Source organism: Pseudomonas sp. R3.Fl, from assembly GCF_023516765.1.
Taxonomy (GTDB): domain Bacteria; phylum Pseudomonadota; class Gammaproteobacteria; order Pseudomonadales; family Pseudomonadaceae; genus Pseudomonas; species Pseudomonas citronellolis.
The window spans coordinates 747,117-759,814 of record NZ_JAMGSO010000001.1 but is presented as its reverse complement, the minus strand read 5'-3'; the positions used below and the strand labels follow the sequence as shown (position 1 = coordinate 759,814).

The 12,698-nt window shown below is 69.2% G+C and carries 12 protein-coding genes; 9 read left to right on the top strand and 3 right to left on the bottom strand.

Going from position 1 to position 12,698, the window contains the following annotated elements; all coding sequences use genetic code 11:
• From M8R19_RS03130 to M8R19_RS03090, 9 genes are all read left to right on the top strand, one after another.
• Nucleotides 1-1,149 carry an acetyl-CoA C-acetyltransferase gene (locus M8R19_RS03130; protein ID WP_249916984.1) on the top strand — a complete coding sequence of 383 codons (1,149 nt, stop codon included), beginning with the start codon at nucleotides 1-3 and terminating at the stop codon, nucleotides 1,147-1,149.
• A 150-nt stretch (nucleotides 1,150-1,299) separates the two neighbouring features.
• The gene (locus tag M8R19_RS03125; RefSeq protein WP_249916983.1) at nucleotides 1,300-2,175 is read left to right on the top strand and encodes an SDR family oxidoreductase; all 876 of its coding nucleotides are present in this window, start codon (nucleotides 1,300-1,302) and stop codon (nucleotides 2,173-2,175) included.
• Between the two features lie 195 nt (nucleotides 2,176-2,370).
• Entirely contained in the window at nucleotides 2,371-3,534 is a 1,164-nt protein-coding gene (locus M8R19_RS03120) for an acyl-CoA dehydrogenase family protein (protein ID WP_249916982.1), read from the top strand.
• Complete coding sequence (locus tag M8R19_RS03115; RefSeq protein WP_249916981.1) at nucleotides 3,531-4,730, top strand: acyl-CoA dehydrogenase family protein; 1,200 nt, start codon at nucleotides 3,531-3,533, stop codon at nucleotides 4,728-4,730. The genes M8R19_RS03120 and M8R19_RS03115 overlap by 4 nt, the downstream gene beginning before the upstream one ends.
• A 5-nt stretch (nucleotides 4,731-4,735) precedes the next feature.
• Complete coding sequence (locus M8R19_RS03110) at nucleotides 4,736-5,518, top strand: SDR family oxidoreductase (protein ID WP_249916980.1); 783 nt, start codon at nucleotides 4,736-4,738, stop codon at nucleotides 5,516-5,518.
• 1 nt (nucleotide 5,519) lies between these two features.
• Nucleotides 5,520-5,978 carry a MaoC family dehydratase gene (locus M8R19_RS03105; protein WP_249916979.1) on the top strand — a complete coding sequence of 153 codons (459 nt, stop codon included), beginning with the start codon at nucleotides 5,520-5,522 and terminating at the stop codon, nucleotides 5,976-5,978.
• Between the two features lie 95 nt (nucleotides 5,979-6,073).
• Nucleotides 6,074-7,276: an acetyl-CoA C-acyltransferase gene (locus M8R19_RS03100; protein ID WP_249916978.1), complete on the top strand. Its 1,203-nt coding sequence runs from the start codon at nucleotides 6,074-6,076 to the stop codon at nucleotides 7,274-7,276.
• Complete coding sequence (locus M8R19_RS03095) at nucleotides 7,273-7,659, top strand: steroid Delta-isomerase (protein ID WP_116425074.1); 387 nt, start codon at nucleotides 7,273-7,275, stop codon at nucleotides 7,657-7,659. Before M8R19_RS03100 ends, M8R19_RS03095 begins: the two co-directional genes overlap by 4 nt.
• Nucleotides 7,656-8,099, top strand: coding sequence for a nuclear transport factor 2 family protein (locus tag M8R19_RS03090; RefSeq protein WP_116425043.1), 444 nt, complete (start codon nucleotides 7,656-7,658; stop codon nucleotides 8,097-8,099). Before M8R19_RS03095 ends, M8R19_RS03090 begins: the two co-directional genes overlap by 4 nt.
• Nucleotides 8,100-8,537: 438 nt before the next feature.
• On the opposite strand, the gene M8R19_RS03085 is transcribed toward M8R19_RS03090, so the two are convergent.
• From M8R19_RS03085 to bamA, 3 genes are all read right to left on the bottom strand, one after another.
• A complete protein-coding gene (locus M8R19_RS03085) occupies nucleotides 8,538-9,272 on the bottom strand; it encodes a substrate-binding periplasmic protein (RefSeq protein ID WP_249916976.1) in 735 nt (244 codons plus the stop codon).
• 482 nt (nucleotides 9,273-9,754) lie between these two features.
• Complete coding sequence (locus M8R19_RS03080; RefSeq protein WP_249916975.1) at nucleotides 9,755-10,159, bottom strand: hypothetical protein; 405 nt, start codon at nucleotides 10,157-10,159, stop codon at nucleotides 9,755-9,757.
• Nucleotides 10,160-10,283: 124 nt separating this feature from the next.
• Nucleotides 10,284-12,653, bottom strand: coding sequence for an outer membrane protein assembly factor BamA (gene bamA / locus M8R19_RS03075; protein WP_249916974.1), 2,370 nt, complete (start codon nucleotides 12,651-12,653; stop codon nucleotides 10,284-10,286).
• Nucleotides 12,654-12,698: the final 45 nt, after the last annotated feature.

Below are 12,698 nucleotides of genomic sequence, written 5' to 3'. Positions count from 1 at the left end.
ATGGCAGAAGCCTACATAGTCGACGCCCTGCGCACGCCCACCGGCAAGCGCAAGGGCGGCCTGGCGCACATCCATGCCGCCGACCTGGGCGCCCACGTGCTGCGCGAACTGGTGCAGCGCAACGGCATCCCCGACGCGGACTACGACGACGTCATCTTCGGCTGCGTCGACACCATCGGCCCGCTGGCCGGCGACATCGCCCGCACCTGCTGGCTGGCCGCCGGCCTCGACCAGGGCGTACCGGGCACCACCGTGGACCGCCAGTGCGGTTCCTCGCAGCAGGCCGTGCACTTCGCCGCCCAGGCGGTGATGAGCGGCACCCAGGACGTGGTGGTGGCCGGCGGCGTGCAGACCATGACGCAGATTCCGATTTCCTCGGCCATGACCGCCGCCGAGCCGCTGGGCTTCGGCGACCCCTTCAGCGGCTCCGAGGGCTGGGTGAAGCGCTACGGCGCCACGCCGCCGAGCCAGTTCCGCTCGGCGCAGATGATCGCCGAGAAATGGGGCCTCGGGCGCGAGGCGCTGGAAGCCTACGCGCTGGAGTCGCACCAGCGCGCGCTTCGCGCCATCGAGGCAGGCCGCTTCGCCCGCGAGATAGTCCCACTGGCCGGTGTGCAGCACGACGAGACGCCGCGCCACACCAGCCTGGCGAAGATGGCCGAGCTGGAAAGCCTGTTCGGCTGCGACCGTGTCACCGCCGGGGTGTCGAGCCAGACCTGCGACGCTGCCAGCGCGCTGCTGATCGTTTCCGAACGCGCCCTCAAGCGCTACGGCCTGACGCCGCGGGCGCGCATCCACCACCTCAGCGTGCGCGCCGACGACCCCGTGTGGATGCTCACCGCGCCCATCCCGGCCACCGAATACGCGCTGAAGAAGGCCGGCATGCGCCTGGACGACATCGACCGGGTGGAGATCAACGAGGCCTTCGCCTCGGTGGTCCTGGCCTGGCTGCGCGAGACCGGCTACCCCCACGAACGCACCAACGTCAACGGCGGCGCCATCGCCCTCGGCCACCCCCTGGGCGCCACCGGCGCCAGGCTGATGACCACGCTGCTCCACGAACTGGAACGCAGCGGCGGCCGTTACGGCCTGCAGACCATGTGCGAAGGCGGCGGCCAGGCCAACGTGACCATTATCGAACGGCTGTAGCGCGCTTCAGCCTCACTCCCCGGAAGCACGGGCAGAGGGCCGGGTACCGTGCCGGCCCGCTGCACGGACGGCCCCCTCTCCCTTCAGGGAGAGGGCTGGGGAGAGGGTGCCGCCGCCACGCCCACCTCAGGAACACCAGGAGTACACCCCATGCCCCTCTGCAAGTCCCGCACCGTCATCATCACCGGCGCCGGAGGCGGCCTCGGCCGCGCCTACGCCCTGGCCCTGGCCGCCGAAGGCGCCAACGTCGTGGTCAACGACATCAACCGCGAAGCCGTAGCCGGCGTGGTAGCGCTGATCCGCGACCAGGGCGGCAACGCCATCGGCGACTGCCACGACATCACCGACTACGCCGAGGCCGGCGAGATCGTCCAGGCCGCCATCGCCGCCTTCGGCGACCTGCACGCGGTGGTGAACAACGCCGGCATCTGCCGCGACCGCATGTTCGCCAGCCTCACCGAGGCCGACTGGGACGCGGTGATGAACGTGCACCTCAAAGGCCACTTCTGCATCGCCAGCCACGCCGTGCGCCACTGGCGCGAGCAGGTCAAGCAGGGCGCCAAGGTCCAGGCCCGCCTGATCAACACCAGCTCCGGCGCCGGCTTGCAGGGCAGCATCGGCCAGTCCAACTACTCGGCGGCCAAGGGCGGCATCGCCGCCCTGACCCTGGTCCAGGCAGCGGAGCTGGCGCGCTACGGCATCACCGCCAACGCCCTGGCCCCGGCAGCGCGCACCGGCATGACCGAGCAGGTGTTCGCCGAGGTGATGAAAAAGCCGGAGGAAGGCTTCGACCACTTCGCCCCGGAGAACGTCGCGCCGCTGGTGGCCTGGCTGGTCAGCGAAGCCTCGCAGCACGTCAGCGGCAGGCTGTTCGAAGTGGAAGGCGGCAAGCTCTCCATCGCCGACGGCTGGCGCCGCGGCCCGGAACGCGACAAGGGCGCGCGCTGGCTGCCGGAAGAAATCGGCGAGGCGGTCGACGCCCTGATCGACTGCGCCACCCCGCCCCAGAAGGTCTACGGCGCCTGACTCCGACGCCGCTGCCGCTTTTCGTAGGAGCGAGCTTGCTCGCGAACAGCCCCGCTGCGAGGCCGGTTCGCGAGCAAGCTCGCTCCTACAGGTACCGTTGTTCCCTGGCTTTTCCTGCCCACGTCCATTCGGACGATTCCCCTCGCACCGACTCCCGCCAGACTGCGGCCATCCGAACCGACAGGGCCGCTTCCCATGGAATTCGCCTTCACCGACGAGCAGCAGATGATCCGCGACAGCGCGGAGAGCTTCCTCGCCGATGCTTCACCCTCCAGCGCCGTGCGCGCGGCCATGGCCGCCGGCGGGCATGACCTGGCGCTCTGGCAGCGCGTTCGCGACGAACTCGGCTGGCAGGCCCTGCTGGTGCCCGAGGCCCATGGCGGCCTGGGGCTGGGCTTCGTCGAGCTGGCCATCGTCCAGGAACAACTGGGCCGGCGCCTGGCGCCGCTACCGTTCTTCGCCAGCACCCTGGCCGTGTGCGCCTTGCGCGTGCTCGGCAACCCGCAACAACAGGCGCGCTGGCTGCCGGGCCTGGCCGAAGGCAGCCTGGGCGCCACCCTGGCCCTGGGCGCCGAAGGCGCGCCCGTGGCCGGTGCCGTGCAGGTGCAGGCGCGTGCCGAAGGCGACGGCTTCGTCCTCGACGGCCGCCTGCGCCCGGTGCTCGACGGCCACAGCGCCGACCTGCTGCTGATTCCCGCACGCCGACCGGGCAGCCAGGGCGAGGAGGGCGTCAGCCTGTTCGCCGTGCCCGCCGCCAGCACCGGCCTGCAACGCCGCGCCTTGCCGACACTGGACCAGACCCGCCAACTGGCGGAAATCGAACTGAACGGCCTGTACCTGCCCGCCGACGCCCTGCTGGGCGAGGCCGGCGGCGCCTGGCCGAAGCTGGAGAAAGTCCTGCAACTGGCCGCCGTGGCCCTGGCCGCCGAGCAGGTCGGCGGCGCCCAGCAGGCCCTCGATCTCACTGTCGCCTATACCCAGGAGCGCCGCCAGTTCGGCCGCCCGGTGGGCAGCTTCCAGGCGCTCAAGCACCGCATGGCGGACATGATGCTGCAGGTGGAATGCGCCCGCTCGGCGCTCTACTACGCCGCCTGCGTGGCCCAGGAGGCGCTGGAGGAGGGCGATGCCGGCCTCGCCGCCGAACTGCCCCTGGCCGCCGCGGTGGCCAAGTCCCACGCCTCGGAAGCCTTCTTCCACTGCGCCGCCGAATCCATCCAGCTGCACGGCGGCGTCGGCTTCACCTGGGAGTACGACCCGCACCTGTATTTCAAGCGCGCCCGCGCCGGCGAGGGCCTGTTCGGCAGCCCGGCCTGGCACCGCGAACGCATCGCCGCGGCCATCCTGGAGGAACGCCCATGAAGATCGGATTCGACGCCGCCGACGAAGCCTTCCGCGCCGAAGTGGCCGCCTGGCTGGCGGACAACCTGCGCGGTGAATTCGAGCCGCTGCGCTTCCGTGGCGGCCCCGGTGACGAGCACTCCTTCCCCGAGGAGCGCAAGGCCTGGGAGCGCAAGCTCGCCGAGGGCGGCTGGACCTGCGTCGGCTGGGCGCAGGAGCACGGCGGGCGCGGCCTGTCGATCAACCAGCAGGTGATCTTCCACGAGGAATACGCCCGCGCCGGCGGCCCCGGGCGCATGGGCCACATCGGCGAAGGCCTGGCCGGGCCGACCATCGCCGCCTTCGGCAGCGACGAACAGAAGCGCCGCCTGCTGCCGGGCATCGTCAGCGGCCGCGAGTTCTGGTGCCAGGGCTACTCCGAACCGGGCGCCGGCTCGGACCTGGCGGCGGTGAAAACCCGCGCCACCTTCGACGCCGCACGCAACGTCTGGAAGATCAACGGACAGAAGGTCTGGACCTCCCTGGCCCACGAATCCGACTGGTGCTTCGTCATCGCCCGCTGCGAGCCGGGCAGCGTCGGCCACCAGGGCCTGGCCTTCCTGCTGGTGCCCATGCGCCAGGCGGGCATCACGGTGAGACCCATCGAGCAGCTGACCGGCACCTCGGAGTTCAACGAGGTGTTCTTCGACGACGCCGAGACCGCCGCCGACAACCTGCTCGGCGCGCCGGGCGAGGGCTGGAAGATCGCCATGGCGCTGCTGGGCTTCGAGCGCGGGGTATCCACCCTGGGCCAGCAGATGCAGTTCCAGAATGAACTGGACGAGATCATCCGCATCGCCCGCGCCAATGGCGCCGCCCGCGACCCGCTGCTGCGCCAGCGCCTGGCCGAGGCCTGGGGCGGGCTCAAGGTGCTGCGCTACAACTCGCTGCGCATGCTCTCCGGCGCCCAGGACGGCAGCCTGCGCCGCGAGGCGCTGATCTACAAGCTGTGCTGGGCCGACTGGCACGCGCGCCTGGGCAAGCTGGCCATGGACGTGCTCGGCGCCGAGGCGGAAATCCTCGACGCCGCGCCCTACGCGCTGAACCACCTGCAGGGCCTGTTCCTGTTCAGCCGCTCGGACACCCTCTACGGCGGCAGCAACGAGATCCAGCGCAACCTCATCGCCGAGCGCGCCCTCGGCCTGCCCCGCGAACCCAAGACGCCCCGCCAGGAGTGACAACGATGCTCAAACCCGAATACGTATCCGGCCGCGGCCTGCTGCGCGGCAAGTCGGTGCTGATCACCGCCGCCGCCGGCGCCGGCATCGGCTTTTCCGCCGCCCTGCGCGCCGCCGAGGAAGGCTGCCGGGCGCTAATGGTCAGCGATGTCCACGAAGGCCGCCTGGCCGAGGCGGTGCAGCGCATCCGCCAGGCCTGCGGGCTGCAGGCGGTGTACGGGCAGGTCTGCAACGTCACCGACGAGGCCCAGGTGCGCGCCCTGGTGGCCGCCGCCGAAGAGCGCCTGGGCGGCGTCGACGTGCTGATCAACAACGCCGGCCTCGGCGGTTCCCGCACGCTGGTGGAAATGACCGATGAAGAGTGGAACCGCGTGCTCGACGTGACCCTCACCGGCACCATGCGCATGACCCGCGCCATGCTCCCGCACATGATGGAGCGCCGCGCCGGGGTGATCGTGAACAACGCCTCGGTGCTCGGCTGGCGCGCGCAGAAGGAACAGAGCCACTACGCCGCGGCCAAGGCCGGGGTGATGGCGCTGACCCGCTGCGCCGCGCTGGAGGCGGCGGAACACGGCATCCGCATCAACGCGGTGAGCCCGAGCATCGCCCTGCACGACTTCCTGCGCAAATCCGCGCCCCAGGAACTGCTGGACAAGCTGGCCTCCACCGAGGCCTTCGGCCGCGCCGCGGAAGTCTGGGAGATCGCCAACGTGATGATGTTCCTGGCCAGTGACTACAGCTCCTACATGACCGGCGAAGTGCTCTCGGTCTCCAGCCAGAGGGCCTGACATGCCGCGCGTCTTCGAACACCCCGAACAATTGCTGGCCTGCGTCGGCGAAACCCTGGGCGAGAGCGAGTGGCTGAGCATCGAGCAGTCGCGCATCGACCGGTTCGCCGAGGCCACCGGCGACCACCAGTGGATCCACGTCGACCCCGTGCGCGCGGCGAGCGGCCCCTACGGCGCCTGCATCGCCCACGGCTACCTGACGCTGGCGCTGGTCAACCTGTTCCTGCCGCAGATAGTCGAGGTGCGCGGCATCGCCATGGGCGTCAACTACGGCTGCGACCGCGTGCGCTTCCCCAACGTGGTGAAGGCCGGCGCGCGGGTCCGCGGCCGCGCCGAGCTGGTCGCCGCCGAGGCGGTGAAGGGCGCGGTGCAGGCGACCATCCGCGTCAGCGTCGAGATCGCCGACGAAGACCGCCCCGGCTGCGTGGTGGACACCATCAGCCGCTACTACCCCACCTAAGGGGCTCTTCGTAGGAGCGAGCTTGCTCGCGAACAGCCCCACTGCGAGGCCGGTTCGCGAGCAAGCTCGCTCCTACAACAACCCGAGGAATCGCAATGAGAGAAGCCGTCATCGTCTCCACCGCCCGCACCGCCATCGGCAAGGCTTTCCGCGGCGCCTTCAACGACACCGAGGCGCCGCTCATGGGCGGCACGGTGGTGGCCGAAGCGGTGCGCCGCGCCGGCGTCGAGCCGGGCGAGGTGGAGGACGTGATCATTGGCGCCGCCGCCCAGCAGGGCACCCAGGCCTACAACCTCGGGCGCCTCTGTGCCATCGCCGGCGGCCTGCCGTCGAGCGTGGCCGGCATGGCCGTGGAGCGCCAGTGCGCGTCGGGGCTGATGAGCATCGCCCTGGCGGCGAAATCCATCGCCTGCAACGAGCTGGACATCGCCGTGGCCGGCGGCCTGGAGTCCATCTCGCTGGTGCAGAACAAGCACAAGAACGCCTACCGCAACCAGTCCCGCGCGGTGCTGGAGCGCGACCCGGCGGCCTACATCCCGATGATCGAGACCGCCGAGATCGTCGCCGCGCGCTACGGCATCAGCCGCGAGGCCCAGGATGCCTACGCCCTGCGCAGCCAGCAGCGCACCGCCGCCGCCCAGCGCGACGGCCTGTTCGCCGACGAGATACTGCCGCTGCAGGTGCAGCGCCTGGTGGTCGACAAGGCAACCGGCGAAAGCCGCCACGAATCGGTGCTGATCGAGCGCGACGAATGCAACCGCGCCGACACCAACCTGCAGAGCCTGGCGGCCCTGGAGCCGGTGTGGCAGGGCGGCCAGTGGAGCGGGGCGGGGCGCTTCGTCACCGCCGGCAACGCTTCGCAGCTGTCCGACGGCGCCTCCGCCTCTCTGCTGATGGAAGCCCGCGAGGCCGAGCGCCGTGGCCTGCGCCCATTGGGCATCTACCGCGGCCTGGCGGTGGCCGGCTGCAATGCCGACGAGATGGGCATCGGCCCGGTGTTCGCGGTGCCCAGGCTGCTCCAGCGCCACGGGCTGAAGGTGGACGACATCGGCCTGTGGGAACTCAACGAGGCCTTCGCCTGCCAGGTGCTGTTCTGCCAGGACAAGCTGGGCATCCCCGACGAGCGCCTGAACGTCAACGGTGGCGCCATCGCCATCGGCCACCCGTTCGGCATGTCCGGCGCGCGCATGGTCGGCCACGCGCTGATCGAGGGCCGTCGGCGCGGCGTGCGCTACGTGGTGGTGACCATGTGCATCGGCGGCGGCATGGGCGCCGCGGCGCTGTTCGAGGTGGCCTGATGGACGCGCAGCTGATCCGCCGGCGCATGGCGCGCTACGTGGAGCTGGTGGATGCCGGCGACATCGACGGTATCCTCGCGCTGTACGCCGACGACGCGGTGGTGGAGGACCCGGTGGGTTCGCCGCCGCTGCAGGGCCTGCAGGCCATCGCCCGCTTCTACCGCGAGGGCCTGGGCCGCGCCGAGGCCAGCGCCCAGCTCACCGGGCCGGTGCGCGTCACCGGCAACGGCTGCGGCGCCATGCCGTTCCGCGTCGACCTCAACTGGAACGGCGAGCCCTGCAGCATCCACGTGATCGACGTGATGGAGTTCGACGCCCAGGGCCGCATCCGTTCGATGAAGGCCTACTGGGGCGAGATGAACCTGGAGCGGAGGCCGGAATGAACCTGGAACAGCGCATCGCCCGCCTGGAGGCCCTGGAAGCCATCCGCCTGTTGAAGCACCGCTACCTCAACGCCTGTGACCTGAAGGACGTGGACGCCATCCGCGCCTGCTTCGCCAGCGGTGCGGTGCTGATCGACTATGGTCCGCTGGGCACCTTCCATGGTCGTGAGCCGTTCCTGGCGCTGTACCGCGAACTGGCCTGCGTGCCGCGGGTGATCGACTTGCACCACGCGGCCAACCCGGAAATCGAGCTGGAAGACGAAGACAACGCCTGCGCGCGCTGGGCGCTGCACTACCAGAACCGTGACGGCGAGACCGGCGCTACGCGGCAGCTGGGTGGGTTCTATCAGGACCGCTACCGGCGCATCGATGGTCAATGGCTGATTGTGGAAACCGTCTTCCGCGCCCACTTCGAAGTCGCCCGGAATGGTTCTTCGTAGGAGCGAGCTTGCTCGCGAACCTAGCAGTCTCTGGGTTCCCGCGTTCGCGGGAATGACGGGGTGGGGTAAGGCGTTTCAGGATGACTCTGAATTCCCAACCCACTCCAAACGGCCCCCTCTCCCTTCAGGGAGAGGGCTGGGGAGAGGACGCTCTTAACCCTAGCACCTACGCCACCAGGAAACTCCGTTTGCGAGCAAGCTCGCTCCTACAGTCACGATGGCATCGGTGCCCCACCAACGGCGTATAACCGCGAACGGTTATACGCCCTACGCTCCCGCGCAGAAATGACGAGGGGGACGTCTCAGGATGACTCCAAACCCCCACCCACTCCGAACAGCCCCCTCTCCCTCCGGGAGAGGGCCGGGGTGAGGGCGCGCAGCCAAGCTTGCCCACCCTCGCCGAACCAACGCACCGCTCCAATAAACAACACCACGGCATCAACGAATCTCCCGCACCAACTGCCATCGCTCCCGCAGGCGCTGCAGCCTGCCCTCGCGGCGCAACTGCTCCAGCGCTGCCTGCCAGCGCGCCACGCGCTGCGGGTCGGTGCAGGGCGAGAAGACGATGTAGGCGCCCTGGCGCAGCAGCGGCATCTGGTAATGCAGCCGGGCCGGTTCGATGCCGGCCTCGCGGGCGAGGGTGGCGACGGTCAGGGTGTCGGCCACCACCAGCTCGGCGCGGCCGCGGTGCAGCAGTTGCATCATCTGCTCCGGCGTGTCCACCCCATAGAGGTTCTGCAGCCCGCGCTGGCGCAGGTAGCCGTAGACCTGCCACTTGCGCGGCAGGACGATGCTGCCGGCCTGGCCCGCCTGCGCCAGGCCGGTCACCGGCGGCACCTCGGGGTGCTCGGAATACAGCGCGCTCTCCACTTCCAGCAACGGCCCCACCCACTGGTAGCGCCATTCCCGCTCGGCGGTGCGCAGCACGGTGAAGGCCCCGGTGTCCGGATGCGCGCCTGCCTCGCGCAAGGCGCGGGTCAAGGGCAGCTGTTCGAAATGCGGGGTATCGCCGGCCCGGCGGGCCAGCTCGCGCACCACATCCACGCCGAAACCATGCAACTCGCCGCCCTCGTTGAACTGCAGGGGCGGGTGCACGTCGGCGAGCATGCGCAGGTCGGCTGCGTGGGCCGCGAAGGCGCACAGGAACAGCAGGCAACCGGGCAGGGACTTCATGGAACAGAGACCTCGAGAACAATGGCAAGGCAGAGCCTATACGCTGGCGAATCGCCTGTCTCGCCGGCTGCGCCGAGGGGCTCTTCGTAGGAGCGAGCTTGCTCGCGAACGAACACGGTGCCATGCGGTTCGCGAGCAAGCTCGCTCCTACGAGAAGCCGTGCCTGTCCGTACGGTAGGAGCGGGACCTGCCCGCGATTTCGCGCGCAGGGCGCGCTCCTACAGGGGAATGGTGTAGGTGGGGCAGCGTAGGAGCGGATCTCATCCGCGAATCGCGCCGGAACCTCCGGCTATCGCGGACAAGGTCCGCTCCTACAGGTTGACGCCGAATTTCTCGTTCGCGCCGGACGGCTCCCTCTCCCTCTGGGGTGAGGGGGCGGGGTCAACCCGAAACACAGCTGCCGCCGGTAAGCACCGTTCGCGAGCAAGCTCGCTCCTACGAGGAGCCGTGTTCGCCCGTGCGGTCGTGGTGATGGGTTTCGCTCAGCCCTGGGGCAGCAGCACCCGGGCCGAGGGGTAGAGGCTGGCGGCTACCTTCTGCAGTTCCGCCGGGCAGACCAGTTCGCTGATCCACGCCAGGCGGCGTACCGGGCCGGGTTTGTCCAGGCGTTGCAGTTCGACGGATTCGAGCATGGCCTTCATGCGCCAGGCGAGGGCGAACAGCTCCTCGATGAAGGGCGGCGCCACCGTGCCCTGGTGTTCCACCGACAGGCCGCTGGGCGCGTGGCGGATGGCCAGGTGGTAGTGGCTGGCGCCGTTGCGCCCGCCGCTGCCGGCGAGGGTGGCGGTGAAGTGCGCGCCGAGGATGCGCGCCAGTTGCCGCTGCACGTCGTGCAGCAGTTGCTGCGGCACTTCTTCCAGCAGCGCGGTGGGGTCGGTCTGGCCCATGGTCGTCCCGGGTTCTGAGTGGCAGGGCGGCGGCCGGGGCGGCCGCCGGAACAGGTGCCGCCAGCATAGGGAAGGCGACTGTGAACTTGGGTTAAGCCGGGGTAAAGGCGGGTAATTGCGTGCCTCAGAAGGTCTGCCCGAGGGAGAACTGGAACACCTCGGTCTCGGCGCCGTCGGGCTTCTTCAGCGGTGTCGCCAGGCTGAAGCTCAGCGGGCCCAGCGGGCTGTACCAGGTCAGGCCGACGCCCACAGACATGGCCATCTGGTCGAGGCTGACGTTGCCGCAGCCCTGGGTGGTGGACAGGTAGCACTTGTCGGCGAAGACGCTGCCGGCATCCCAGAACAGCGTGCTGCGCAGCTGGCTCTGGTCCTTGACGAAGGGCAGCGGGAACAGGTACTCGACGCCGCCGGCGATGAGGATGTTGCCGCCGAACACCTCGGCGTCGCGGTCGGAGTAGTAGGCCTGGCCGGCGCTGGAGTAGTTGCCGGTGGCCGGGGTGCTGCGCGGGCCCAGGGTGCCGTCCTTGAAGCCGCGCACCGAGCCCAGGCCGCCGGCGGTGTAGTTCTCGTAGAAGGGCAGGCCGTCGGTGGAGCCGTAGCCGTTGCCGTAGCCCAGGCTGGTGTGCAGGCGCAGCGAAGTGCGGTCGGTGACCGGGACGAAGCGCTGGGCGCTGTAGTCGAGCTTGTAGAACGACAGGTCGCTGCCGGGCACCGTAGCCATCAGCGTCAGGCTCTGGGAATGCCCGCGGGTGGCCAGCACGCCCTTGTTCAGGGTGGATTCGGACCAGCCGATGGAGGCCTTGAGGTTGTTGAAGCTCTTGCCCTCGCGCTCGATGAAGTCGTAGATCTCGTCGGCGCTGTAGGTGCCGGGGCTGACGGCGTCGTGCTGCAGGGTCAGGCCGTAGGTCAGGCGCGAGGTCTCGCTGATCGGGTAGCCGATGCTGACGCCGGCGCCGAAGCTGTCGAGGGAGTAGTACGACACCTCGTCATCGTCGTCGTAGTACTTGCTGTAGTCGGTGCTGCTGTAGAACAGGTTGTAGCCCAGGCTCACGCCGTCGGTGGTGAAGTAGGGGTTGGTGAAGCCGAAGTTGTACTTGGTCTGGTACTCCGAGCGGGTCAGGCCGATGCTGGTGTAGTTGCCGGTGCCGAGGAAGTTGCTCTGGCTGATGGAGCCGCCGAGGATCAGCCCGGCGCTCTGGGAGAAGCCGACGCTGGCGCTGAGCGAGCCGGAGGCCTGCTCCTCGACGCTGTAGTTGACGTCCACCTGGTCGTCGGTGCCCGGAACGGCCGGGGTCTCGACGTTGACCGTCTTGAAGTAGCCCAGGCGCTCCAGGCGCTGCTTGGACTGGTCGATCAGGTAGGTGCTGGCCCAGCCGCCTTCCATCTGGCGCATCTCGCGGCGCAGCACCGGGTCTTCGGTCTTGGTGTTGCCGCGGAAGTTGATGCGGTTGACGTAGGCGCGCTTGCCCGGGTCGACCCCGTAGGTGATGGACACGGTCTTGTCGTCGTCATGGGCTTCCGGCACGCCGTTGACGTTGGCGAAGGTGTAGCCCTCGTTACCCAGGCGGCGGGTGATCAGGTCGGAGGTGGAGGTCATCACCTTGCGCGAGAACACCTGGCCCGGCTGCACCAGCATCAGCTTCCTGATTTCCTCTTCCGGCACCTTGAGGTCGCCGGTCAGCTTCACTTCGCGGACCTTGTACTTCTCACCCTCGTTGATGTTGACGGTGATGTAGACGTGCTTCTTGTCCGGCGTGATGGACACCTGGGTGGAAGCGATGTCCATGTGGATGTAGCCGCGGTCCAGGTAGTAGGAGCGCAGGCGTTCCAGGTCGCCGGAGAGCTTCTCGCGGGAATACTTGTCGTCGTTCTTGAAGAACGACAGCCAGTTGGTTTCCTTCAGCTCGAACAGGCCGGTCAGGTCCTCGTCGGAGAACACGGTGTTGCCGACCACGTTGACGTGGGCGATGGCCGCCACCGTGCCTTCGTTGACAGTGATCTTCAGCGCCACGCGGTTGCGCGGCTGCGGGGTCACCTGGGTCTCGATGGTGGCCGAGTAGCGGCCCTGGGCCACGTACTGGCGCTGCAGCTCGTTGCGCACGCCTTCGAGGGTGGCGCGCTGGAAGATCTCGCCTTCGGCCAGGCCCGATTGCTTGAGGCCCTTCATCAGGTCCTCGGTGCTGATGGCCTTGTTGCCTTCGATCTCGATGCCGGAGATGGACGGGCGCTCGACCACGTCGATGACCAGCACGCTGCCGTCGCGGCCGAGGTGGATGTCCTGGAAGAAACCGGTACGGAACAGCGAGCGCGAGGCTTCCACCAGGGCGTGGTCGTCGGCCTGGTCGCCGACGTTCAGCGGCAGGGCGGCGAACACGCTGCCGGCGGAGACGCGCTGCAGGCCGTTGACGCGGATGTCGGCGATCTTGAAGCCTGCGGCGTGGGCCAGGGCGGCATTGAACAGCAGGATCGGGAACAGCAGGCGGGTAGGGCGCATCGTGACTTCCAGACAGGCGGTGGCAGGGGGCGCGGACGGTTCGCA

What these genes read in the sequence shown, in the direction of transcription:
- M8R19_RS03130 (WP_249916984.1), top strand. Translation starts at nt 1, where the DNA reads ATGGCAGAAGCCTACATAGTCGACGCCCTGCGCACGCCCACCGGCAAG.
- M8R19_RS03125 (WP_249916983.1), top strand. Translation starts at nt 1,300, where the DNA reads ATGCCCCTCTGCAAGTCCCGCACCGTCATCATCACCGGCGCCGGAGGC.
- M8R19_RS03120 (WP_249916982.1), top strand. Translation starts at nt 2,371, where the DNA reads ATGGAATTCGCCTTCACCGACGAGCAGCAGATGATCCGCGACAGCGCG.
- M8R19_RS03115 (WP_249916981.1), top strand. Translation starts at nt 3,531, where the DNA reads ATGAAGATCGGATTCGACGCCGCCGACGAAGCCTTCCGCGCCGAAGTG.
- M8R19_RS03110 (WP_249916980.1), top strand. Translation starts at nt 4,736, where the DNA reads ATGCTCAAACCCGAATACGTATCCGGCCGCGGCCTGCTGCGCGGCAAG.
- M8R19_RS03105 (WP_249916979.1), top strand. Translation starts at nt 5,520, where the DNA reads ATGCCGCGCGTCTTCGAACACCCCGAACAATTGCTGGCCTGCGTCGGC.
- M8R19_RS03100 (WP_249916978.1), top strand. Translation starts at nt 6,074, where the DNA reads ATGAGAGAAGCCGTCATCGTCTCCACCGCCCGCACCGCCATCGGCAAG.
- M8R19_RS03090 (WP_116425043.1), top strand. Translation starts at nt 7,656, where the DNA reads ATGAACCTGGAACAGCGCATCGCCCGCCTGGAGGCCCTGGAAGCCATC.
- M8R19_RS03085 (WP_249916976.1), bottom strand. Translation starts at nt 9,272, where the DNA reads ATGAAGTCCCTGCCCGGTTGCCTGCTGTTCCTGTGCGCCTTCGCGGCC.
- M8R19_RS03080 (WP_249916975.1), bottom strand. Translation starts at nt 10,159, where the DNA reads ATGGGCCAGACCGACCCCACCGCGCTGCTGGAAGAAGTGCCGCAGCAA.
- bamA (WP_249916974.1), bottom strand. Translation starts at nt 12,653, where the DNA reads ATGCGCCCTACCCGCCTGCTGTTCCCGATCCTGCTGTTCAATGCCGCC.